Consider the following 20,752-nt stretch of genomic DNA (forward strand, 5'->3'; position numbering starts at 1 on the left):
GCCATCAGCCCCCGAGGCCGTGCCCCCCGTGGCGTTGCCCCACAGCTCATCTACTTCCTGAATGTCAAAGCTGATGCCGTGTTTGGCCATCCAGTCACGCGCGCCCCACATATTGCCCAGCAGGTGGTCGCTCATGTCGGGTGTGTCATCGCCCTTTTTCTCGGCAGCCGCATCTTCGGATGCGCGCTGGGAATCCCGTACCGTGGCCGGGTCAATCTGCTCAATCAACGGCCCGGAATTGCCTAACCGACGACGGTCCTGCTCAATCTGCGTCTCCTCACCATGCGCTAACGCAGGCAAGTTGCCCAACACACCTCCGGCCAGAAGCAAGCAATGCAGAGAATACGGAAATTTCTTCCAAATTCTGTTTGTAAGGATAGGCATTGTTACGCTTCACCGTGCAGCGTGAAGGCAAAACAACAGGAAGAATTATAGGAAAAACCTGCCAAAGGCAGAGGAGTAAGCATAGTACATTATCCACCTCCGGTTCCCTCGCCCGGCGGTTAAACAAGACAACAACGGCAGGTCTCCTGACTTGCGGGTCATCGCACGTTACTCAGCCTTCCCGATGCTGCCACCAGTGGCTGCCACTTTAAAGCGGCCAAGGAGTAATATGCTCTCCGCCTACAGTTGCGAGGGCAGTTGCCGACTTGGTTCCGATACAGAACCTCCGGCATTCCCTTTCAAACCCGCTTGCGCGGGACCGTTGCAAGATGGCGCAACCCTTACCTTATTTTTGCCTCACATTTCAATCTTTGCCTGAATTGCACGGATAACTCTTGCCAGCAGCCACATTTTAACCCACCTGTTTCTACCAAACCTTACCCCTGACTGGCGGCTTATGGACCAACGATACCGCATTCCACCTCTTGCCATGCTCAACGCCTTTACGGCGTTTGCACGCACAGGCGGAATTAGACGCGCCGCAGCAGAACTGCGTGTGGATCACGCAGCCATCAGCCGCCATATTCGGGATCTGGAAAATATTCTGGGCACCCCTTTGCGGGATAAGGAAACAGGCACCCTTACATTAGCAGGCCACACCTATTATTCCCGCATAACCCCCCTATTAGAAGAACTGGCCACAGCTACGGCAGATATTCGCAACCATACGCCGCCCCTTACCATTACCTGTGCGCATGGTTTTGCTTACCATTGGCTGCTGCCACGGCTTTCCACTTTTCGGCGCGCACATCCTCAACTGGAAATCATGCTGCGCCCGGTAGATGCCAACACAGCGTTCCATGTTACCGGCGTAGAAACAGATAATCATGCTCATATCGGCTATGTGCGAGATGATGCGCCGTTAGCAGAACCCCGCAACACACGCAGCATGATTATTGCCCGGCCTGATGTTTTTCCGGTAGCTGCCCCCCTCTGCCTGACAGAACTGGGAGGACAGCCCCGCACAACAGCAGATTTACTCCGCGCACCCTTGTTGCAGGAAGAAGATGAAGCCGAGTGGAAACTTTGGTTTCATGCGCAGAATGTTGCCTGCACAAAACTGCCCGCCGCAACGCGCCTTTGGCAGGCCCACATCACGCTGGCTGCTGCCCGCGCGGGAGAAGGAATTGCCTTGGGCAATATTTTCCTGCTGGGGAATGACCTAGAAACAGGCCATCTGGTGCGGGTGCAGCCGACGCAAACCCCACTGCGAGAAGTGGCCTTGGGGGCTTATCTTCTGCGCGCGTCCACGGCCACGTGGGAGAAAAAATCCCTCATCACATTCCGCAACTGGCTTTTGGAACAGGTGGAACTGGAAACACAGAACACCCCCTCTCTGCCCTAATGGCAGGTAAGCATTGTGCGGAATGGTATATAGGCCCTTAAGGGATGGTGACTTTTTGTCACCACAGAGGCAACAAAAAATCTCCTCCCACTCCTGTGTGAAACATTTTACGGAACAGAAATAACTTTGCCCGCAACATAGTTCCCGGGAGCCCGTATTAATGGCCACGAATAAAGACCTTCTGAACCGCCGCACCCATGCTGTGCCACGCGGTGTTGCTACCTCCACCCCCGTTTTTGCAGATCGCGCAGAAAATGCTGAACTGTGGGATGTGGAAGGCAAACGCTATGTTGATTTTGCAGGCGGCATTGCCGTTCTGAACGTTGGCCACCGCCACCCAAAAGTGATGGATGCTGTTAAAAAGCAGCTAGATCGCTTTACCCACACAGCTTTTCAGGTTTCTGCTTACGAACCTTATATTGAGCTGGCCGAAAAGCTGAACGCCCGCGCGCCGTTTTCTGGCGATGCCAAAACCATTTTCTTCACCACGGGTGGAGAAGCAACAGAAAACGCCGTGAAAATTGCTCGCGCTGCAACAGGCCGTAACGGTGTCATTGCGTTCTGCGGTGGCTTCCATGGCCGCACACTGTTGGCTTCTGCGCTTACGGGTAAAGTACTGCCTTACAAAGCACCTTTCGGCACACTGCCGGGTGAAGTGTACCACATCCCCTTCCCCGATAATCATGACATCACGGTGGAAGACAGCTTGAAAATGCTGAACTTCCTATTTGCGGCTGATATCTCCCCCAACAATGTGGCTGCTATTATTATTGAGCCCGTGCAGGGGGAAGGTGGCTTCCGGGTTGCCCCTACAGCACTGCTCAAGCAGCTCCGCGCTATTTGTGACCAGCACGGCATCAAACTGATTGCCGACGAAGTGCAGAGTGGCTTTGCCCGTACTGGCAAGCTGTTTGGGATTGAACATTCCGGCGTAGAACCAGATCTGGTGTGCATTGCTAAATCCCTGGCAGGTGGTTTTCCGCTTTCCGGCGTGATCGGCCGTGCAGAGCTGATGGATTCTGTTCCTCCGGGTGGTTTGGGCGGCACATATGCAGGTGCCCCTCTGGGTTGTGCAGCAGGTTTGGCCGTGCTGGACATTATTGAAGAAGAAAAGCTGCTTGACCGTGCCAATAACATGGGTGAACGCCTGAAGGCCCGCATTGCAAGCTGGCATAAACGCACAGATATGCTGCCTGTCAGCATGCCGCGTGGGCTGGGCGCAATGGTTGCCTTTGATATTCTGGAACGCCATGCTGGTGTGGAACAGCGCAAGGGCTTTGGTTCCAAACTGTGTGCCCGCGCCTGTGAAAAAGGTCTGATTTTGCTGGCATGTGGTGTGCAGGGCGCAACAATCCGTATTCTGACACCGCTGACAGCATCTGATGAACTGGTTGATGAGGGTCTGGATATTATCGAACAGATTCTACTGGAAGAAGCAAAAGCCTGATCTGCATTTTGTTGCAGTATTCAAGCAAAAAGGCGGTCCTTTCCGGGCCGCCTTTTTTTGTTCTGTCACGAATTTATAACATTAATAAGGTATCACCCTAAATGTAATGTCATAGTCAGGCCATCATTCCTGCTTATTCTTAAAAATAATGATTAAGAAAAACAGGAGGCCAGAATGACAGCATTTGGTGCATATTGGCTGCAAATACAAAAATCTTTTCGCAAATTACTTCAATCTTTACTCAATTTAAAAATGCGCAAAGCATCACATATCAAACATTAAGCCCTGCTGTTTCCATCAAAAACAACAAAAAAGCCCGCCTACCATCAAAGGTAGCGCGGGCTTTTTAGTGCCGTTATGCGGCGTTATTTTTTATCGTCAGAGAACGTCTTCTGTCCCCACCGGCCAACATCGTGCGCAGCGTTATCTGTGCCTTCCTTGGTTTTGTTCCAAGCGTGCTCTGTCCCCTCACTTGTTTTGTCCCAAGCTTTGCGAGAACCGTCCTTGGTTTTATCCCAAGCCTTGTCGGTGCCTTCGCTCGTCTTGTTCCAAACCTTGTGAGAACCTTCCTTGGTTTTGTCCCAAGTTTTTTCAGTGCCTTCGCGGGTTTTATCCCACGCGTTATGGGTGCCTTCTTTGGTCTTATCCCATGCTTTTTCACTACCCTCGGAGGTCTTGTCCCAAGCTTTGCGGGAACCGTCCTTGGTTTTGTCCCACACTTTTTCTGTGCCGTTGCTTGTCTTTTCCCAAGCCTTGTTCGTGCCTTCCTTGGTCTTGTTCCAAGCGTGCTCGGTTCCTTCGCGGGTGTTATCCCACGCGCGGCCCAGCACACCTTCTTCAGCGTGGGCGCAAGGCAGGCTCAGAGCAAACATGGCAGCACCCAGCAGAGTTGTAGCGGCCGTCCGAAAAGAATAATTAGACACGAAATACATCCTCTTAAGTGAAAACCTTATCGTTAAAGGTAAGTATTCAAAGGCTTTATGGCAAATGTACGCCACATCCGTGGCAGCAGCGCCCAACACGCTTTAACGCGGCAGAGAATCCAGCGCAGCCTGCAAGATATATGCCGCAGCCAGCCGATCCACCATTTCTGCCCGCCGCGCGCGGGAGAGATCGGCTTCATCAATAAGCATACGATTCACCGCGGATGAGGAAAGACGCTCATCCCACTGGCACACGGGCAAACCTGTTTGCTCCGAAAGCGCAAGCGCCCAATCTCGGCTGGCCTGTGCGGCCGGCCCAAAGGACCCATCCAAAGAAAGGGGGATTCCCACAACCATGCCGCCAATTTCGTGTTCTGTAGCAAGATCACGAATAAAGCTGGCCATTTGCCCCAATTTTCCGCGCTTTACTGTTTGAAATGGTGAGGCCACCATGCGGGAGACATCGGAAAGCGCCAGCCCCACCTGCTTTTTGCCGGGGTCTATCCCTAGCAGGCGTGCGTGTCTGGGCAGGGTTGCAACAAGGTCTGTCAGGCTAAGCAGTGTCATACGGACGGTATGTTGCCTTTCGCGCGATTATGCTAGGTGCTTTCTTCCTGTTGAGATCAAGAAAAGAGGGGTCCGCTTTCATGTCGCTAGACCTTGCGACCACCCGCCGCATTGCCAAACTGGCCCGTATCGGGCTGGAAGAGCATGAGCTTGAAGCCACACGCCAGAAGCTGAACGGTATTCTGGGCTGGATTGACCAGCTTGCCGAAGTGGATGTGGAAGGCGTTCCCCCCATGGTGGGGACAGAAACAGAAACCCTGCGCCAGCGCGAAGATAAGGTAACAGACGGCAACTACCGTGATGCCCTGCTGGCCTGTGCGCCAGAAACATCTGGCCCCTTCTATACAGTACCCAAGGTGGTGGAATAATGCTAACCGGACTGACGCTCACCCAAGCGCGTGAAGGGCTTGCCGCCCGCAAATTTTCTGCACGGGAACTGGCCAAAGCCCAGATGGACGCCATTGCCCGCCTAAACCCGGTGCTCAACGCCTATATTACCGTGCTGCCCGAAGAAACCGTATTGGCTGCGGCAGATGCGGCAGATGCCCGCTATGCCGCAGGCACTGCCGGGCTTATGGATGGCCTACCCATTGGTGTGAAAGATCTGTTCTGCACCAAAGGTGTGCGCACCACGGCTGCCAGCAAAATGCTGGAAAACTTTGTGCCGCCTTATGAAAGCACAGTTACGGCCAACCTGCTAAAAGCTGGCGCGGTCTTTCTCGGCAAAACCAATCTTGATGAATTTGCCATGGGGTCTGCCAACATCACCTCGGCTTTCGGGCCAGTGGCAAGCCCGTGGAAGCGCAAGGATGATCCCTCCGCTACGCTAGTACCGGGCGGCTCTTCCGGTGGGTCTTCCGCTGCTGTTGCTGCTGGGCTGGGCCTTGCTGCTACAGGCACGGATACAGGTGGCTCCATCCGTCAGCCTGCTGCTTATTGTGGTATTGTGGGGCTTAAACCCACCTATGGCCGTTGCAGCCGCTGGGGCACCATTGCCTTTGCAAGCTCGCTCGATCAGGCCGGCCCTATGACACGCAGCGTGGCAGATGCCGGGCTGATGCTGGAAGCCATGGCTGGCTTTGATGAAAAAGATAGCACCTGCTCCAACCGCCCTGTACCTGCATTTAGCAAAGCTGTTGGCAAAAGCGTAAAAGGCCTGCGCGTGGGTATCCCCACAGAATATCGTTCTCCCAACCTGCCTGCAGAAGTTGTGGCCATGTGGGAAAAGGGCATTGCGTGGTTGAAAGAAGCAGGCTGCGAGATTGTAGATGTTTCTCTTCCGCACACCAAATACGGCCTGACCACATATTACATTATTGCCCCGGCTGAATGTTCCTCCAACTTGGCGCGTTATGATGGCATCCGCTTTGGCATTCGTAAGGATGCCCCCACACTGGATGGTGTCTATGAGGCCACACGCGCCGCAGGGTTTGGGGCAGAAGTGCGCAACCGTATCCTGATGGGCACCTATGTGCTTTCTGCTGGCTATTACGATGCCTACTACCTGAAAGCCCAGAAAGTGCGCACCCTTATCAAACGCGATTTTGAACAGGCGTTTGAAAACGTAGATGTGCTGCTTACCCCCACCGCGCCGTCTGCTGCTTTTGCGCAGGGTGAAAACATGGATGACCCGGTGCAGATGTATCTGAACGACATCTTTACCGTGCCCGCCAGCATGGCCGGTGTGCCTGCCCTTTCTGTTCCGGTGGGGCTTAATGGCAATGGTCTGCCGCTAGGGCTGCAGGTGATTGGTAAACATTTTGATGAAGAAACCGTGCTGTCTATTGGCGGCGCGTTGGAAGCGGCGGCGGGCTTTACGCACCTTCCGTCCGTACATGCGGGAGCAGGCGCATGAGCTACGTAATTGAAGGTAAAACCGGCCCGTGGGAAATTGTGGTCGGGCTGGAAGTGCATGCACAGGTTATCAGCCAGTCCAAGCTGTTTTCTGGTGCTTCCACAAAATTTGGGGGAGACCCGAACACTCAGGTTAGCCTGGTTGATGCAGCCTTTCCCGGCATGTTGCCTGTTATCAACAAGGAATGCGTGGCGCAGGCCATCCGCACCGGGTTGGGGCTGAATGCCCAGATCAACCTGTTCAGCCGGTTCGACCGTAAAAACTACTTTTACGCCGACCTGCCACAGGGTTACCAGATCAGCCAGTTTGAACACCCGATTATTGGCACGGGTTCTATCGAAATTGAACTTCAGAGCGGTGAAACACGCCAGATTGGCATTACCCGCCTGCATCTGGAACAAGACGCAGGCAAGCTGCTGCATGATCAGGACCCCTCAAAATCCTTTGTGGACCTGAACCGTGCTGGCGTAGCCCTGATGGAAATTGTGAGCGAACCCGATATTCGCGAACCAGAAGAGGCCGGGGCTTACCTGCGTAAGCTACGCCAGATTCTGCGCTATCTGGGCACGTGCGATGGCAACATGGAAGAAGGCTCCATGCGTGCAGACGTAAACGTTTCCGTGCGCAAAGCGGGCGAGCCTTTCCGCACCCGTTGCGAGATCAAAAACGTCAACTCCATCCGCTTTGTCATGCAGGCCATTGAGGTGGAAGCCACCCGCCAGATTGAAATCTGGGAAAACGGCGGCGAAGTTGATCAGGAAACACGCCTGTTTGATCCGGGCCGGGGTGAAACCCGCACCATGCGCTCCAAGGAAGATGCGCATGATTACCGCTACTTCCCAGATCCTGACCTGCTGCCATTGGTGGTGGAACAGGCATGGGTGGATGATCTGAAATCTAAGCTGCCGGAACTGCCAGACGCAAAACGTGCCCGCTTTCAGAAAGACTATGGCATTCCGTCTTACGATGCTGGCGTGCTGGTTGCAGAACAGGCCGTGGCTGATTTTTACGAAACCGTGGCCAAAGGGCGCGATGGCAAGCTGGCGGCAAGCTGGGTGATTGGTGATCTGTTTGCGGCCCTTAACCGCACCAGCAACACCATTGAAACCAGCCCTGTTAGCGCAGCTTCCTTGGGTAAAATGCTTGATCTGATTGCGGATGGCACCATTAACGGTAAGATTGCCAAGGAAGTGTTTGAAGACATGGTGGAAACGGGTGATAGCCCGGATGCCATTGTGGAGCGCAAAGGCCTGCGGCAGGTAACCGACACAGGGGTTATTGATTCCGCCATTGCTGCCATTTTGGAAAAGCATGCCGATAAGGTGGCAGAATACCGTGGCGGCAAAGACAAGCTGTTTGGATTCTTTGTGGGGCAGGTCATGAAGGAAACCAAAGGTAAGGCGAACCCTGCCTTGGTCAATTCGGCCTTAAAAGCCCAGCTAGACGGCTAAAATCTACAATTTGAAAAAATAAGTTTTCAGGGGGTTTGACGGAACGCGTTGAACCCCCTAAAAGCAGCGGTGCAAACGTCGTGTATGTTCGCACTCTTCGGCGGAGGGGTGGCCGAGTGGCTGAAGGCGGCGGTTTGCTAAACCGTTATACGATGTCAAGTCGTATCGAGGGTTCGAATCCCTTCCCCTCCGCCAGAGATAGAAATCTCACTCAACTCCTTATCTGCATATCTTCAGGCTTCTTTTGCGCTACTGCCCTTATTTAAAGGGACTGCAAATCATACAAGCGGCGATACAGCCCATTTTTTTGCTGAATCAGCGTAGCATGTGCGCCATCTTCTACAATTTGTCCGTGCTCAAAAACCAGAATCCGGTCCAGCCCCACAACAGTGGCAAGGCGATGCGCCACAACCAACACGGTGCGGCCTTTCATCAGGCGTTCCATTGCTTCCTGCACCAGCGCTTCCGATTCGGAATCCAAACTGGCGGTTGCTTCATCCAACACCAGTATGGGGGCATCCGCCAAAAAGGCGCGGGCAATAGCAATACGCTGGCGCTCTCCTCCTGAAAGCTTCACGCCACGCTCACCCACCAGCGTTTGATATCCTTCGGGCAGCCTATCAATAAAACCAGCAGCATTGGCTAATTGAGCCGCCTGCGCAATTTGCTCTGGTGTGGCATCTGGCCGACCATAAGCAATATTTTCCGCCAAACTCCGATGAAACAGCACTGCTTCCTGCGGCACTAAAGCAATTTTTTCCCGCAAATCAGACTGGCGCACACGCGCAATATCTATGCCATCAATTAAAATTCTGCCTGACTGTGGCACATAAAAACGCTGTAACAATTTAATGAAACTTGATTTTCCCGAGCCAGAAGGTCCTACCAATCCAACCCGACTACCAGCAGAAATTGTAACGGAAATATCCGTAAAAAGTGCCCGCTCCTGCCCCGGATATTGGAATGAGACATGTTCAAAGCAGATTTCCCCCGCACTCACCAACAAAGGTAGCGGATGCGCGGGATCTGCCACCGCCGCAGGCGTACGCCACAACGCGAGCAATTCTTCCATTTCATTGACAGATCTCTGCACTACAGAAACCTGTTGCCCAATATCGCGCAGGTATCCTTGCACCAAAAATGTCATGGTCAGCACATAGGCAACATCACCTGGGCCAGCACGCCCCTGCCACCACAACCAAACAGCTGCGCCTGCCAGAACAAGCCGCATACACATAACAACTGCTGCCTGAATATTGGCGCTATCTGTCCCTCTGGACCAAGTATAAATGGTGGCCTTTCGCCATTGCGAAATAAGCGTTTGTAGGCGGCTTTCTTCGCGCTTTTCTGCACCAAAAGCTTTAACAACTGCATTGCAGGTGATGGCATCTGCCAGAGCCGCCCCCATGCGGCTATCCCACGCATTGGCAACCCGCGCAGATGGCGCCACATAACGCAGGGTTAAGGTGCAGGAAAGCGCAACAAACAAAACAGAAAGCACACCCAGAATAACCCCCATAAAGGGCCAATGCCACCCCAGCACCAAGGTTGTAAGCACCAGCAGGCATGCTTCGGGTATCAGCATCAGAAGCAGTGTATCATCCAGCATATCCACAGCCCACATACCCCGCGTTAAACGCCGAACCGTGGAACCGGCAAACGTATTGGCATGCCATTCTGCGGAAAGCTTTTGTACATGCGCAAAAGCTTCAGAACCTATTTTCTGCATAACCTGAGTGGTTAGGTGCGTGATGCCCAAATAAGCATATCGCTTTAACAACACATTCCCGAACCCACAGGCCGCCATAGCGGCAAGCATCCATAGGGCATCATGCACTTTGCCTGCCTGCGCAGCTGGAGCGGCAACATCCGTTACCAAACGTCCCGCAGCCAGAGGCATAAGCACATCGGCCACTGTAGCTGCTAGAATACTTCCGGCTGTTATGGTTAAGGGCAACGGAAAAGCCACCCAGCGCCGCACCACAAACTTCAGCACATCTACAAAAAGCGATGCCTTACGTCCGGATTTGACATGACTTTCTGAAGTTTGTGACATGATAAAAACCTGAAAAACAGAACCGATGCGCTGTGTATCCTGAGACATAAAGCCCTGCAAATCCGGAATACGCATCAGCATGGACGCCAGACGGGCAGACGCGTTACACTGCCTTATGGTTAAAAAACCCACCACTTCAGCATCCGTAAATTCAGGCAAACCGACTGATAAACCGCGTGTGCAAAAACGCACAACAACCAAAAAACAGGCCCCGGCAAATCAAAGCAGTGGACCCGCTGCCATTGCCCCACGGGATATGACACCACAGGAAATACACAGTTTTCTGAAAGATCTTTCCCAAGCATGGCCAGATGCCAAAACGGAACTGCTTTACACCACACCTTTTACGCTTCTGGTAGCCGTGGTGCTTTCGGCTCAAGCAACAGATGCCTCCGTCAACCGCGTGACACCCGCTTTGTTTAAGGCCGCCCCTACTCCAGCCGCCATGGTGGAACTGGGGGAAGAAGAAGTTGGTAAACTTATTCGCACCATCGGGCTATGGCGTAACAAGGCCAAGAATGTTGTCGAACTTTCCCGCCAACTTGTAGCAGATCATCAAGGGGAAGTGCCCGGCACGCGGGAGGAATTGGAAAAACTGGCTGGCGTAGGCCGCAAAACAGCAAACGTTGTGCTAAATGTTGCGTTCCACAAACCCACCGTACCAGTGGATACGCATGTTTTCCGTTTGGCCAACAGATCTGGGCTGGGACGGGGCAAAACTGTGGAAGCTGTAGAAAAAGCTCTGGAAACCCGCATTCCACTGGAAATGATCCAACCTTCCCACCACTGGATGATTCTTCAGGGAAGGTACGTCTGCAAAGCCAGAAAACCTGAATGCTGGCGCTGCAATGCTAAAAATCCATGCCTGTTTCCAGATAAAACGCCAGCGCCACGCGTAAAAGCACCCAAACCCTTAGGCGGATAGAGAAAGCCCCGATCCGCGCTTCTCTAACGCGGTGGCAAAACCCTTAGAGCCAGCCTGCAAGTTCCTGGCGCGCTAAATCCTCCAGCAAATCTATGCTGGCGGGCGTATCATTCAGGCACGGCACCAGCGTAAATTCCTGACCGCCAGCTTGTATGAATTCTTCGTGCACTTCGTTGCCGATTTCATCCAATGTTTCCAAGCAATCTGCCATAAAACAAGGCGTTACAACGGCAATGCTGGTAATGCCTTTTTCCGGCAAACTGGCAATAAATGGTGCCGTATAAGGCTCCAGCCATTTGGTGGGGCCAAATCGGGATTGGAATGTCATGGGCAGGGTGGTTTCATCTCGCCCCAAAGCCTTGCGTAAGGCTGCAACAGTTCTTTCACATTCAGCCCGATAAGAATCCCCCTTGCGCACATATTCTTCTGGCAAACCATGAAAGGACGCTACAACCATCTGAAAAGGAATATCGGCTTCTGCCTCTGCCAAACGGACAGAATCTGCAATGGCTTTAATAAAAGCTGGCTGATCCGGAAATGATGGAAGGGTGCGTATGGCAGGCTGGTTACGCAAACGCATAAGCGTACGAAACACCTGATCATTTGCAGTTGCTGTTGTTGTGGCACTGTACTGCGGATAAAGCGGCATGCACAAAATGCGGTCACACCCTTTTTCAAGCAATTCCTGCACTGCTTCTGCAATGGAAGGCGCACCATAACGCATCCCCCACGCAACAGGCACGTTTTGTGCTGCAAAACGCTCGCTCAGCGCTTCAGCCTGATGGCGCGTATAGGTGCGTAAAGGGCTTTCATTTTTATGCGTGTTCCATATGCGCGCATAGGCCTTCCCGCTCCTACGTGGGCGCGTTGTAAGTACCACCCCCTGCAAGATGGGTTGCCAAAGTGCTGGAGGCCCTTCTATCACCCGGCGATCAGACAGAAACTCGGAAAGATAACGGCGCACGGCCCGATATCCTGTATCATCCGGCGTACCCAGATTAACCAGAAGAATACCAACGCGCGGAGCGGCCTGTGCATGCTGTGGCTGAGGCGGGATATGATGAAAAACCATCTTTATAACTTCTTTTCTTTCAAACAGCTCAAACCTTTTTCAAAGCACTTCTGCATAATAGAAGGTAACGCTGTATCTTTCACACATTCCATTGGCACTAAAAAACCATCACTCACAGCCTGATTGGAAAAGTGTTTTATCTGGGCCACATACACATCCAGATATAAGGTAAAATGTGTAAACACATGCTTAACACGCCCTGCTAACGTCCAGCCCACCGTAAATGGAGCTGCTTGCAGAATCTCTGTTTCGTTCCAGTTTTTTAATCGCCATTCGGTGCCGGGCAGTTCTGTCATGGCTGCCAAAAGCCCCTTCTCTGCTCGTTTACGCAGCAGAATTTGCCCTGCGGCATCTCGCGCAAGAAAAGCTGCGCCAAAACGTACAGGGCGCTCTGCCTTAGGCAGCTTACGCGGCAATTCGGCTGCAATACCCTGTTTATGGGCCGCACATTCGCCTTGCCATGGGCACAACCCACAGGCCGGTGCCCGCGGGGAGCAAAGAGAAGAACCTAAATCAAACAAAGCCTGAGCAAAGTCGGATGGCCGTTCCTGTGCTTCACGGTCCGCATTTAACGTTATGGCCAGTTGTGCCAACTTTTTACGGGCTGGCGGCAAGGGGTCCGTAATGGCAAATAAGCGTGCCGTTACACGCTCCACATTGCCATCTACAGGCACCACAGGCACCCCAAAAGCAATGGCCGCCACTGCAGCCGCTGTATATGGGCCTATGCCTGGCAGGGCACATAAACCCTGAACATCTTGCGGGAACCCACCCAGAGCCACCACGGCCTGTGCGCAAGCATGCAGATTACGAGCGCGGGAATAATAACCCAGCCCGGCCCACGCCGCCAAAACATCTTCCCTATCAGCGCTTGCCAAGGCCTGCACTGTCGGAAACTTTTCTGTAAAGCGTAGATAATATGGAGCAACCGCTTTAACAGTGGTCTGCTGTAGCATGATCTCGCTCAGCCATACCCGATACGGATCTGGATGAGACTGGCCTACAACACGCCACGGCAAAGTGCGGCGGTGTCGGTCATACCAATGAAGCAATGCGTGGGCTGATGGATGTGTCACGGAGGCAGTTATGAAGAAGGAAGCCAACGGCGGCAAGGCTGTAACACCTAAAAGCCGCAGCACGCGCCGTCCCCCTCAAAAACCAGAAGCAGCGCCTCCGCCGCGCGCCAGAAACCTACGCAGCCTTGCGGCACTTCTACCGGCTGTAACGGCACCGGCTTTTCGCCGCCGTTCCCCCACAGGCGCTATGTTGATGAGCCAGTGGCCAGATGTTGTGGGCCCAGCACATGCGGCTGTTACAAGCCCCCGCCGCCTTTCTGCTGGCACTTTAACCATTGCGTGCGCTGGCCCTGTTGCCATGGAGCTTCAGCATTTGGGAGATACGCTGATTGCACGCATCAACACATGGTGTGGAGAACCTTTGGTAAACCGCTTGCGCTTTGTGCAAGACCCAGCCGCGGGCATTCGCCCCCGTCCACAACGCAGAAAACCCCAAAAATCCGCAGTAACCTGCACACTTCCCGAACTGGAAGAAGGCCCTTTACGGCAGGCCCTGGAAACTTTGGGAGCAGATATTTTGAAAAGTCAGAACAAAAAACGCCTGTAACACAAAGAAAAATCTACCCAAGTATATTGTAATAAAAAAGTTATTTTACGCTTCTGTTCTTGAAATTGACATAATCTTATTGCCTTACAAAGCCCTGTTTTTCAAAAGCTGGGCAAGACCAAAAACTTCTTTCAGGCCTTTGTCTGACAATCAAACAATAAATACAGGACAAGCACAGGATCTGCGCCATGTTGCGTAAACCTAACACGACACCAAACATGACACACCAGAACACAAACATTTCCGCAGGGCATAAAACACGGGATAGTCTGTCCGACTTGCAGTTTCTGCAAGAATGGGTGGCATCTCCGGCCTATTCCACTGCAAGCGTTTTACGGGCAGGACAGATCCGCCGGACCAACCCGGATCTGGTCCGCAAAGTGGCGGCGCAAACACATAAAACGCCGTAAAATACCAGTTCTCCATTATTCGCATAAAATCAGGATTGCATCACACAGACGCACAGCGCACCATAAGCGCCATGTCTTTGCGTATGGGTTGCTCTTTGCCTGTCTTATTGCGTCAGCAAAAACGGTTTTTAATGGCTTTTGCCAGCCTTGCCATGCTGGCAGGCTGTGCGAACCAGCCGCGCTCCAGTTATAATCCACCCGGCCCCGCCGTAGATAAATGGGGGCCTTATATTCAGGAAGCCTCCACCCGCTTTTCCATTCCTCAGGCATGGATCCGGGCCGTGATGCAGCAGGAATCTGGTGGCCACCAATATATACATGGCCATCTGACACGTTCTGTGCACGGTGCCGTCGGGCTGATGCAGATTAAGCCAGACACTTACCGCGAACTGGCCAAGCGGTACCAGCTTGGCTCTGACCCCTATAATCCGCACGATAACATTATGGCGGGCAGTGGTTACATCCGCCAACTGTATGACAGATTTGGTTCTCCCGATTTTCTGGCTGCATATAGCTGCGGGCCACAATGCATGGAAAACCACCGCTCACGCCACACGGCCCTGCCCTCATATGCCAAAGCTTATCTGGCGTCTGTTTCTCCGCACCTGAATGATCCGGTACCAAGCGCCATTACGCCAGCGAGCGCGATTGCCATTGCAGACACGCAAACTCCAACAGCCACCCCGGCTGTAACGGTTGCGCCCGCTCAGCAAGTTGCCAGCATTGCTTCGCCGGGGATCGCGCCACCTATTACCGATGACATACAGCCACCAGCGCCTTCCGCCACCGATACCAGTGCTATTCCGGTATCATCTTCTGCTGATACCCAGCCAGTAACAGACACGCCGCCAACTTATCAGGCCGCAAACACTGTGCCTGTTTCTGGGCCAGCAATGGTATGGCAGCAAAATACACCTTCTGGCGGCGCTATTATCCAAATTGGCGCCTTTTCCTCGCAAGAGAGAGCACAGCACGCCATTCAGATGGCGCATCAATCCACCCCCGCCCTGGCCGGTGCGGAAGATCGCATAGACCGGATTGCCCTTAAAAGCAGCGGGCAATCTGTGTGGCGCTCACGCTTGGCGGGCCTACCATCCGCACAGACAGACACAATCTGCATGTCCTTGAAACAGCAGGGGTTAAACTGTGTTGCCGTGACACGCTGAGCTCTCTTTTATCCCTTCAGCATTAACAGCGTGTTCGTATGCAAGGCATGATTTCTCCTGCCTTAGCCGTGTTTTCAGTGCGCGGTTGAACATCTCTCCCCAGCAAATGCTTGGCGGGACAGAACTGAAAGGATATGAGATAAGCAGAATACTCTCTTGACCCCGAAGCCAGACCTGAACATTTGCAAAGGCGACCGGGAAACACGGATACCCAGCGCTGAAGGAGCCGTACCGACACCATGCTTCGTCGTCTCATGCCCTGCCGTCCCGCCGCCAGCCATGTGCCTGCCGGGTTCCGCCGCACCAGCACCCTGCTTACCGCATGTGCAGGTATTGGCCTGTTAGCTGCGTGCTCTTCTGGTGATAGATCAGACAATGGTCTAACAGCACCGCGCAACCATCTGCTGGCCGAAGATCGCGGAGCATCTGGCGGTGATGCGGAACTTAAAGGGGGTGTAAACGCCTATCTGTGGCGCGCAACCCTTGATACCCTTTCTTTCCTGCCGGTTTCTACCGCAGACGCAGAAGGCGGTATTATCCTGACAGACTGGTACACCCCGCCTGCTGCCCATGATGAACGCTTTAAGGTAACTGCCTTTATTCTGGACAAACGCCTGCGTTCCGATGCCCTGCGTCTGAGCGTGTTCCGCCAGATCAAGCAGGGGGAAGAATGGGTGGACACACCGCCTGCTCCTAATACTGCATCTGATATTGCAGCACGCATTCTCTCCCGCGCACGTAAGCTGCGGGCCGATAATGGCAACCGGGATAGCTAATTTTATCCCGGCGCCTTTTTTCACATTCCCTTTCATCAGGTCTCAGACACAGAATATTCATGTCCCAGTCTTCCAGCACGCCCACGCCCTATGATTTCAATACGGTTGAACCCAAATGGCAGAAAGCCTGGGCAGATGCCGATATTTTCACCGTTCCGGATGTCCCCCCAGCGAACAAACCCAAATACTATGTGTTGGAAATGTTCCCCTACCCGTCTGGGCAGCTACATATGGGCCATGTGCGCAACTATGCACTGGGGGACGTGATTGCCCGCTATAAGCGTGCACGTGGTTTTTCTGTGCTGCACCCCATGGGGTGGGATGCATTTGGCCTACCCGCAGAAAACGCAGCGCGTGAACGTGGCGTGCACCCCAAGGAATGGACGCTGAACAATATTGCCACCATGCGTGGCACATTGCAGCGTCTGGGCTTTTCTCTGAACTGGGATAGAGAAATTGCAACCTGCCTGCCGAACTATTACGGCAAACAACAGAAGCTTTTTTTAGACTTTCTAAAAGGCGGCTTGGTTGAACGGCGTGAAAGTTGGGTCAACTGGGACCCGATCGATCAAACCGTTCTGGCAAATGAACAAGTTGTAGATGGCAAGGGCTGGCGTTCTGGTGCCCCCATTGAAAAAAAGCAGCTTTCACAGTGGTTCCTGAAAATCACGGATTTTGCCGAAGATCTGCTGAACGGGTTAAAAACGCTAGACCGCTGGCCAGAACGCGTGCGCACCATGCAGGAACGCTGGATTGGCCGGTCTGAAGGGGCAAAGCTGCGTTTCTCCCTGCATCAACCCCCGGCCGGGCTTGATGAAAATCTGAACGCAGTAGAAGTGTTCACCACCCGGCCGGACACGCTTTTTGGCATGTCCTTTCTGGCCATCGCCCCGGATCATCCTCTGGCGGCCTGGGCAGCCAAACAGAACCCGCAGACCGCAGAGTTTGTGGCGGAATGCCGCCGGCTTGGCACATCTGTAGAAGCCGTGGAAACTGCTGAAAAACGCGGATTCGATACAGGCCTGCGCGTCAACCATCCGTTTATGGATAAAAGCTTCCCGGTCTGGATCGCCAATTTTGTGCTGATGGATTACGGCACAGGCGCGCTGTTTGGCTGCCCGGCTGGTGACCAGCGCGATCTGGACTTCGCGCATAAATATAATCTGCCTGTCACACCTGTTGTTTTGCCTGCTGGCAAAGATCAGGCAGATTTTGCCATCACCACCACGGCCTATACAGGCGATGGCACCATGATCAACTCCGGTTTTCTGGATGGCCTTTCCACCGCAGAAGCTCGGAAAGAAGCCATTTCTCGGCTAGAAGGGCTGGGCATCGGGCAAGGTGTGGTGAATTGGCGCCTGCGTGATTGGGGCATTTCTCGCCAGCGTTATTGGGGCTGCCCTATCCCCATTATTCACTGTGCAGAGTGTGGCCCGGTTGCCGTGCCTGATGAGCAACTACCTGTGGAACTGCCGGATGATGTCTCTTTCGACAAACCCGGCAACCCGTTGGACCATCATCCCACGTGGAAGCACACCACCTGCCCGAAATGCGGCAAGCCAGCCACCCGTGAAACAGACACGTTTGACACGTTTGTAGATAGTTCTTGGTATTTTGCCCGCTTTACAGCACCGCACGCGCCCACCCCAACGGTAAGAGCTGCGGCCGATGGCTGGCTGCCTGTTGATCAGTATATCGGCGGGATTGAGCACGCCATTCTGCATTTGCTGTATGCGCGCTTCTTTACCCGCGCCATGCACCGCACAGGCCATCTGGATGTGGATGAACCCTTTGCCGGGTTGTTCACGCAAGGCATGGTAAGCCATGAAAGCTATAAGGATTCAGCAGGTAACTGGCTGTACCCAGAAGAAGTAGAACGCACAGCCCAAGGCTGTGTGAAACGTGGCACCACCGAACCCGTAACCGTTGGTCGTGTGGAAAAAATGTCCAAATCCAAGCGGAATACGGTTGCACCTGTTGCAATTATTGAACGCTTTGGTGCCGATACTGCCCGCTGGTTTGTACTGTCTGACAGCCCACCTGAACGAGACATGGAATGGACAGAAGCTGGTGTGGCCGGTGCGGCCCGCTTTAGCCAGCGCTTGTTCCGCACCATTCGTACAGTTGCACAGGATATTCCTGCCACAACAGAATGCCCAACAGACATCGATCGTCAGGCTGATACGCTACGCCGCACCACACACCGCACCATTGCTGCCGTAACGGAAGCTCTGGAAGGTTTTGCCATTAACGTGGCTGTGGCCCGTATTCATGAACTGACATCTGCTCTGGCAGAAGCTGAAAAGTCTGCAACTGTTTCCGGCATGGCATTTGCACGCCGTGAAGCTGCACAGACACTGTGCCTCCTTTGCGCCCCCATGATGCCGCATCTGGCTGAAGAAATGTTTGCTCTGGTTATGCCTTCTGCTGGTTTGGCTGCACAGCAATCTTGGCCAGAAGCTGAACCAGATCTGCTTACAGCAACGCATATTACCATTGCTGTGCAGATTATGGGCAAACTGCGCGGCACGATTGAAGCGCAACCGGATGAAGATGCCGCAGATGTTGTTGCCCGCGCAGAAGCCGAGCCTAACGTGGCACGACTTCTGGAAGGCAAGCGCATTGTTAAACGCGTTCATGTTCCCAACCGTATTGTTAACTTTGTAACGGCAGGCTGATGGTTCATTCCCGCTTTTTCCTACGTTCCGCACGTCTTGCTCTGGCAATTACGCCTCTGGTTGCGTTGCCAGTTGTGCTGAGCGGTTGTGGCTTTCAGCCTCTGTATGGAGAAAGCGGGAAGAACAACGTAGATGTAAATGCAGAACTCAAAGACATTTACGTTGCCAACATACCAGAACGCACGGGCCAGCAGTTGCGGCTGGCCTTGCAGCAGCAAATGTCTGCGGATGGGCCAGAAGACCCCCATAAATACACACTTATTGTGATGCCATCCTTCAATGCAGAAGCGATCGACATTCACTCAGACAACACATCTGGGCGCACCCGCATTACCGGGCATGCCCACTGGCAATTACTTACCGTAGCGCAAAACCCCAAGCTGCTGGCGCAAGGTGATACCACCACAATGGATGGGTACACCAACACATACGAACAGTATTTTGCCCAGACATTGAACAACGAAACAGCTATGGGGCGTGTAGCCCAAACCCTTGGTGAACAAATTACCCAACAGGTTTCTACGTGGTTCCGCACTCAGGCTGCTCCGGCAGTCTCGCGAGATCAAGGGCCGAAAGCCTTTTATCCTATTCCTACAGCCATGCCAGAATCGGACAAAGAAGTGCCTATGGAACAGGAAGGTGCTGATGCAATTCCAGATATGGCTACTGGGCGTGGTGGGCCAAGCCAGTATTAAGGCGGCTTTTATTTCATGAAGATAGACGCCCGCAACCTGTCCCGCGTTCTGGCTGATCCTGGAGCATGGCGTATTCTTCTTCTGCATGGTGAAGATACGGGGCTTATTAAAGAACGCGCTCAGGACGCTGTTATCAAAATAGCTGGGTCAGCAGATGATCCATTCCGGGTTGCGGTGCTTGATCGTGAAACGCATGACAAACTAATGGAAGAGGCTACGGCACTTTCCCTTATGGGTGGGCGCCGCGTGGTGCGTGTGCGTGATGCGTCTGACACCGTGCTCAAACCATTAGAAGCCTTTCTGGCTCAAAGCAGCGATACTCTTATTATCCTAGAAGCTCCGGGCCTTTCATCGCGCTCCAAGCTACGTAACTTTCTGGAAAAACACGCCAACTGCGCCAGTATTGGCTGTTATCCTGAAGAAGGTCGTAATCTCGAATCCTCCATTACGCGCATGCTGGCAGAACATAAGGTACGCATAGATTCTGATGCCTTGCATTGGCTGACTAGTCGGCTTGGTGCAGACCGTGCCGCAGCGCGTAGTGAAATAGAAAAATTGTGCTTGTATGCGGGCGATTCTGGCAGCCTGACACTAGATGATGTTCGAGCAAGCATAGGAGATGCCGGTAGCGTTTCCTTGGAAGATGCGGCTTTTGCAGCCACAGAGGGTAATCGTATTGCCGCAGATACTGCCCTAGAAAGAGCATTAGCTGAAGATACAAGCCCTATTGCCATTGCGAGGTCTTTTCTAGGGCATCTGCATAGGCTTCGCCGTGTAAGAGCAGCTATGGCTGCAGGGGTTAGCCGGAGTGATGCTGTTAAAGCGCTGCGCCCCCCGGTTTTTTTTAAACGCACAGCAAGTTTTAACAAAGCATTAGAGTTGTGGTCTCTCCCAGCTCTTACCAAAGCTGTGGAAGAAACACAGGCACTGGAATATGCCTGCAAACAAACAGGCAGCCCCGATGCACTGCTGTGCCGGCGGTACGTTTCCACTTTAACTGCACGGGCAGCCATGCAGGCGAGACGGTAGACCTGTTCGTTTTATCACTTGTTCGTATCAACCTCTTTCAGTATACGAAAAGCGTGTGTCCGCGTAGCTCAGCAGGATAGAGCACAGGATTCCTATTTAATTGGGCACTATAATTGGAAACATTATAGTGAATCTGCTCAAAGTCGGGGAACGCTTAATCTGGAAAACAGATTGTGCCGATCCCGAGCCAAGCCTTGTACTTTAATACAGGACAAGGAAGGTGTAGAGACTGGACGGGCAGTGCCTAAGAACCTGATATTTTAGGTTTATGGCAAAGGGACAGTCCAGAC

The 20,752-nt window shown here is 53.2% G+C and carries 18 protein-coding genes, 1 tRNA gene, 1 pseudogene and 1 riboswitch; of the genes and pseudogenes, 14 read left to right on the plus strand and 6 right to left on the minus strand.

Annotated elements, in window-relative coordinates:
* Positions 1 to 384, minus strand: a pseudogene (locus ACP7IZ_RS12705) (carbohydrate porin); the annotation flags it as partial.
* 119 nt (positions 385 to 503) lie between these two features.
* Positions 504 to 723, minus strand: a riboswitch (cobalamin riboswitch).
* 118 nt (positions 724 to 841) lie between these two features.
* Here ACP7IZ_RS12705 and ACP7IZ_RS12710 point away from each other — a divergent pair.
* Both ACP7IZ_RS12710 and gabT read left to right on the plus strand, forming a co-directional pair.
* Positions 842 to 1,789 carry a LysR substrate-binding domain-containing protein gene (locus ACP7IZ_RS12710; RefSeq protein ID WP_035351858.1) on the plus strand — a complete coding sequence of 316 codons (948 nt, stop codon included), beginning with the start codon at positions 842 to 844 and terminating at the stop codon, positions 1,787 to 1,789.
* Between the two features lie 160 nt (positions 1,790 to 1,949).
* Positions 1,950 to 3,236, plus strand: a complete 1,287-nt coding sequence (gene gabT, locus ACP7IZ_RS12715; protein WP_426849566.1) for a 4-aminobutyrate--2-oxoglutarate transaminase — start codon at positions 1,950 to 1,952, stop codon at positions 3,234 to 3,236.
* Between the two features lie 365 nt (positions 3,237 to 3,601).
* Here gabT and ACP7IZ_RS12720 read toward each other — a convergent pair whose 3' ends face one another.
* A complete protein-coding gene (locus ACP7IZ_RS12720; protein ID WP_426849567.1) occupies positions 3,602 to 4,258 on the minus strand; it encodes an endoglucanase in 657 nt (218 codons plus the stop codon).
* A gap of 3 nt (positions 4,259 to 4,261) precedes the next feature.
* On the minus strand, positions 4,262 to 4,726 hold the full coding sequence (ruvX, locus tag ACP7IZ_RS12725) for a Holliday junction resolvase RuvX (protein WP_006115432.1): 465 nt from the start codon (positions 4,724 to 4,726) through the stop codon (positions 4,262 to 4,264).
* A gap of 80 nt (positions 4,727 to 4,806) precedes the next feature.
* Here ruvX and gatC point away from each other — a divergent pair, with 80 nt between their 5' ends.
* From gatC to ACP7IZ_RS12745, 4 genes are all read left to right on the plus strand, one after another.
* Positions 4,807 to 5,094 (plus strand): Asp-tRNA(Asn)/Glu-tRNA(Gln) amidotransferase subunit GatC, encoded by a 288-nt coding sequence (gene gatC, locus ACP7IZ_RS12730; RefSeq protein ID WP_426849569.1) that lies wholly within the window; start codon positions 4,807 to 4,809, stop codon positions 5,092 to 5,094.
* Positions 5,094 to 6,581, plus strand: a complete 1,488-nt coding sequence (gatA, locus tag ACP7IZ_RS12735) for an Asp-tRNA(Asn)/Glu-tRNA(Gln) amidotransferase subunit GatA (protein ID WP_426849570.1) — start codon at positions 5,094 to 5,096, stop codon at positions 6,579 to 6,581. Before gatC ends, gatA begins: the two co-directional genes overlap by 1 nt.
* Entirely contained in the window at positions 6,578 to 8,032 is a 1,455-nt protein-coding gene (gene gatB, locus ACP7IZ_RS12740; protein WP_063354737.1) for an Asp-tRNA(Asn)/Glu-tRNA(Gln) amidotransferase subunit GatB, read from the plus strand. Before gatA ends, gatB begins: the two co-directional genes overlap by 4 nt.
* 102 nt (positions 8,033 to 8,134) lie before the next feature.
* A tRNA-Ser gene (locus tag ACP7IZ_RS12745) sits at positions 8,135 to 8,227 on the plus strand.
* 67 nt (positions 8,228 to 8,294) lie between these two features.
* Here ACP7IZ_RS12745 and ACP7IZ_RS12750 read toward each other — a convergent pair.
* Positions 8,295 to 10,088 (minus strand): ABC transporter ATP-binding protein, encoded by a 1,794-nt coding sequence (locus tag ACP7IZ_RS12750; protein ID WP_426849571.1) that lies wholly within the window; start codon positions 10,086 to 10,088, stop codon positions 8,295 to 8,297.
* Positions 10,089 to 10,155: 67 nt separating this feature from the next.
* Here ACP7IZ_RS12750 and nth point away from each other — a divergent pair, with 67 nt between their 5' ends.
* Positions 10,156 to 11,013, plus strand: a complete 858-nt coding sequence (nth, locus tag ACP7IZ_RS12755; RefSeq protein WP_426849587.1) for an endonuclease III — start codon at positions 10,156 to 10,158, stop codon at positions 11,011 to 11,013.
* Between the two features lie 43 nt (positions 11,014 to 11,056).
* On the opposite strand, the gene hemH is transcribed toward nth, so the two are convergent.
* The gene (gene hemH / locus ACP7IZ_RS12760) at positions 11,057 to 12,085 is read right to left on the minus strand and encodes a ferrochelatase (protein ID WP_426849573.1); all 1,029 of its coding nucleotides are present in this window, start codon (positions 12,083 to 12,085) and stop codon (positions 11,057 to 11,059) included.
* 2 nt (positions 12,086 to 12,087) lie between these two features.
* Positions 12,088 to 13,161 carry an A/G-specific adenine glycosylase gene (gene mutY, locus ACP7IZ_RS12765; RefSeq protein WP_426849575.1) on the minus strand — a complete coding sequence of 358 codons (1,074 nt, stop codon included), beginning with the start codon at positions 13,159 to 13,161 and terminating at the stop codon, positions 12,088 to 12,090.
* A 10-nt stretch (positions 13,162 to 13,171) separates the two neighbouring features.
* Between mutY and ACP7IZ_RS12770 the strand changes: the two genes are divergently transcribed.
* The 7 genes from ACP7IZ_RS12770 to holA all read left to right on the plus strand — a co-directional run bounded on the left by ACP7IZ_RS12770 (position 13,172) and on the right by holA (position 20,462).
* The gene (locus ACP7IZ_RS12770) at positions 13,172 to 13,708 is read left to right on the plus strand and encodes a DUF721 domain-containing protein (RefSeq protein WP_426849577.1); all 537 of its coding nucleotides are present in this window, start codon (positions 13,172 to 13,174) and stop codon (positions 13,706 to 13,708) included.
* Between the two features lie 188 nt (positions 13,709 to 13,896).
* Positions 13,897 to 14,118, plus strand: a complete 222-nt coding sequence (locus ACP7IZ_RS12775) for a hypothetical protein (protein ID WP_426849579.1) — start codon at positions 13,897 to 13,899, stop codon at positions 14,116 to 14,118.
* A gap of 71 nt (positions 14,119 to 14,189) precedes the next feature.
* Entirely contained in the window at positions 14,190 to 15,284 is a 1,095-nt protein-coding gene (locus ACP7IZ_RS12780) for a transglycosylase SLT domain-containing protein (RefSeq protein WP_426849581.1), read from the plus strand.
* A gap of 239 nt (positions 15,285 to 15,523) precedes the next feature.
* Positions 15,524 to 16,060: a DUF3576 domain-containing protein gene (locus ACP7IZ_RS12785; RefSeq protein ID WP_006115443.1), complete on the plus strand. Its 537-nt coding sequence runs from the start codon at positions 15,524 to 15,526 to the stop codon at positions 16,058 to 16,060.
* A 59-nt stretch (positions 16,061 to 16,119) separates the two neighbouring features.
* Positions 16,120 to 18,738: a leucine--tRNA ligase gene (gene leuS, locus ACP7IZ_RS12790; protein WP_426849583.1), complete on the plus strand. Its 2,619-nt coding sequence runs from the start codon at positions 16,120 to 16,122 to the stop codon at positions 18,736 to 18,738.
* Positions 18,738 to 19,433, plus strand: coding sequence for a hypothetical protein (locus ACP7IZ_RS12795; protein ID WP_426849585.1), 696 nt, complete (start codon positions 18,738 to 18,740; stop codon positions 19,431 to 19,433). Before leuS ends, ACP7IZ_RS12795 begins: the two co-directional genes overlap by 1 nt.
* Before the next feature lie 15 nt (positions 19,434 to 19,448).
* A complete protein-coding gene (gene holA, locus ACP7IZ_RS12800; protein ID WP_063354742.1) occupies positions 19,449 to 20,462 on the plus strand; it encodes a DNA polymerase III subunit delta in 1,014 nt (337 codons plus the stop codon).
* Positions 20,463 to 20,752: the final 290 nt, after the last annotated feature.

Source organism: Acetobacter sp. AAB5, assembly GCF_050106715.1.
Classification (GTDB): Bacteria; Pseudomonadota; Alphaproteobacteria; order Acetobacterales; family Acetobacteraceae; genus Acetobacter; species Acetobacter oryzifermentans.

Bases quoted from the DNA above. Each gene is read 5' to 3' on its own strand.
- gabT (WP_426849566.1), top strand. From the start codon at position 1,950: ATGGCCACGAATAAAGACCTTCTGAACCGCCGCACCCATGCTGTGCCA.
- ACP7IZ_RS12785 (WP_006115443.1), top strand. From the start codon at position 15,524: ATGCTTCGTCGTCTCATGCCCTGCCGTCCCGCCGCCAGCCATGTGCCT.
- gatC (WP_426849569.1), top strand. From the start codon at position 4,807: ATGTCGCTAGACCTTGCGACCACCCGCCGCATTGCCAAACTGGCCCGT.
- hemH (WP_426849573.1), bottom strand. From the start codon at position 12,085: ATGGTTTTTCATCATATCCCGCCTCAGCCACAGCATGCACAGGCCGCT.
- ruvX (WP_006115432.1), bottom strand. From the start codon at position 4,726: ATGACACTGCTTAGCCTGACAGACCTTGTTGCAACCCTGCCCAGACAC.
- ACP7IZ_RS12795 (WP_426849585.1), top strand. From the start codon at position 18,738: ATGGTTCATTCCCGCTTTTTCCTACGTTCCGCACGTCTTGCTCTGGCA.
- holA (WP_063354742.1), top strand. From the start codon at position 19,449: ATGAAGATAGACGCCCGCAACCTGTCCCGCGTTCTGGCTGATCCTGGA.
- ACP7IZ_RS12775 (WP_426849579.1), top strand. From the start codon at position 13,897: ATGTTGCGTAAACCTAACACGACACCAAACATGACACACCAGAACACA.
- leuS (WP_426849583.1), top strand. From the start codon at position 16,120: ATGTCCCAGTCTTCCAGCACGCCCACGCCCTATGATTTCAATACGGTT.
- ACP7IZ_RS12750 (WP_426849571.1), bottom strand. From the start codon at position 10,088: ATGTCACAAACTTCAGAAAGTCATGTCAAATCCGGACGTAAGGCATCG.
- ACP7IZ_RS12770 (WP_426849577.1), top strand. From the start codon at position 13,172: ATGAAGAAGGAAGCCAACGGCGGCAAGGCTGTAACACCTAAAAGCCGC.
- gatA (WP_426849570.1), top strand. From the start codon at position 5,094: ATGCTAACCGGACTGACGCTCACCCAAGCGCGTGAAGGGCTTGCCGCC.
- gatB (WP_063354737.1), top strand. From the start codon at position 6,578: ATGAGCTACGTAATTGAAGGTAAAACCGGCCCGTGGGAAATTGTGGTC.
- ACP7IZ_RS12710 (WP_035351858.1), top strand. From the start codon at position 842: ATGGACCAACGATACCGCATTCCACCTCTTGCCATGCTCAACGCCTTT.
- ACP7IZ_RS12780 (WP_426849581.1), top strand. From the start codon at position 14,190: ATGTCTTTGCGTATGGGTTGCTCTTTGCCTGTCTTATTGCGTCAGCAA.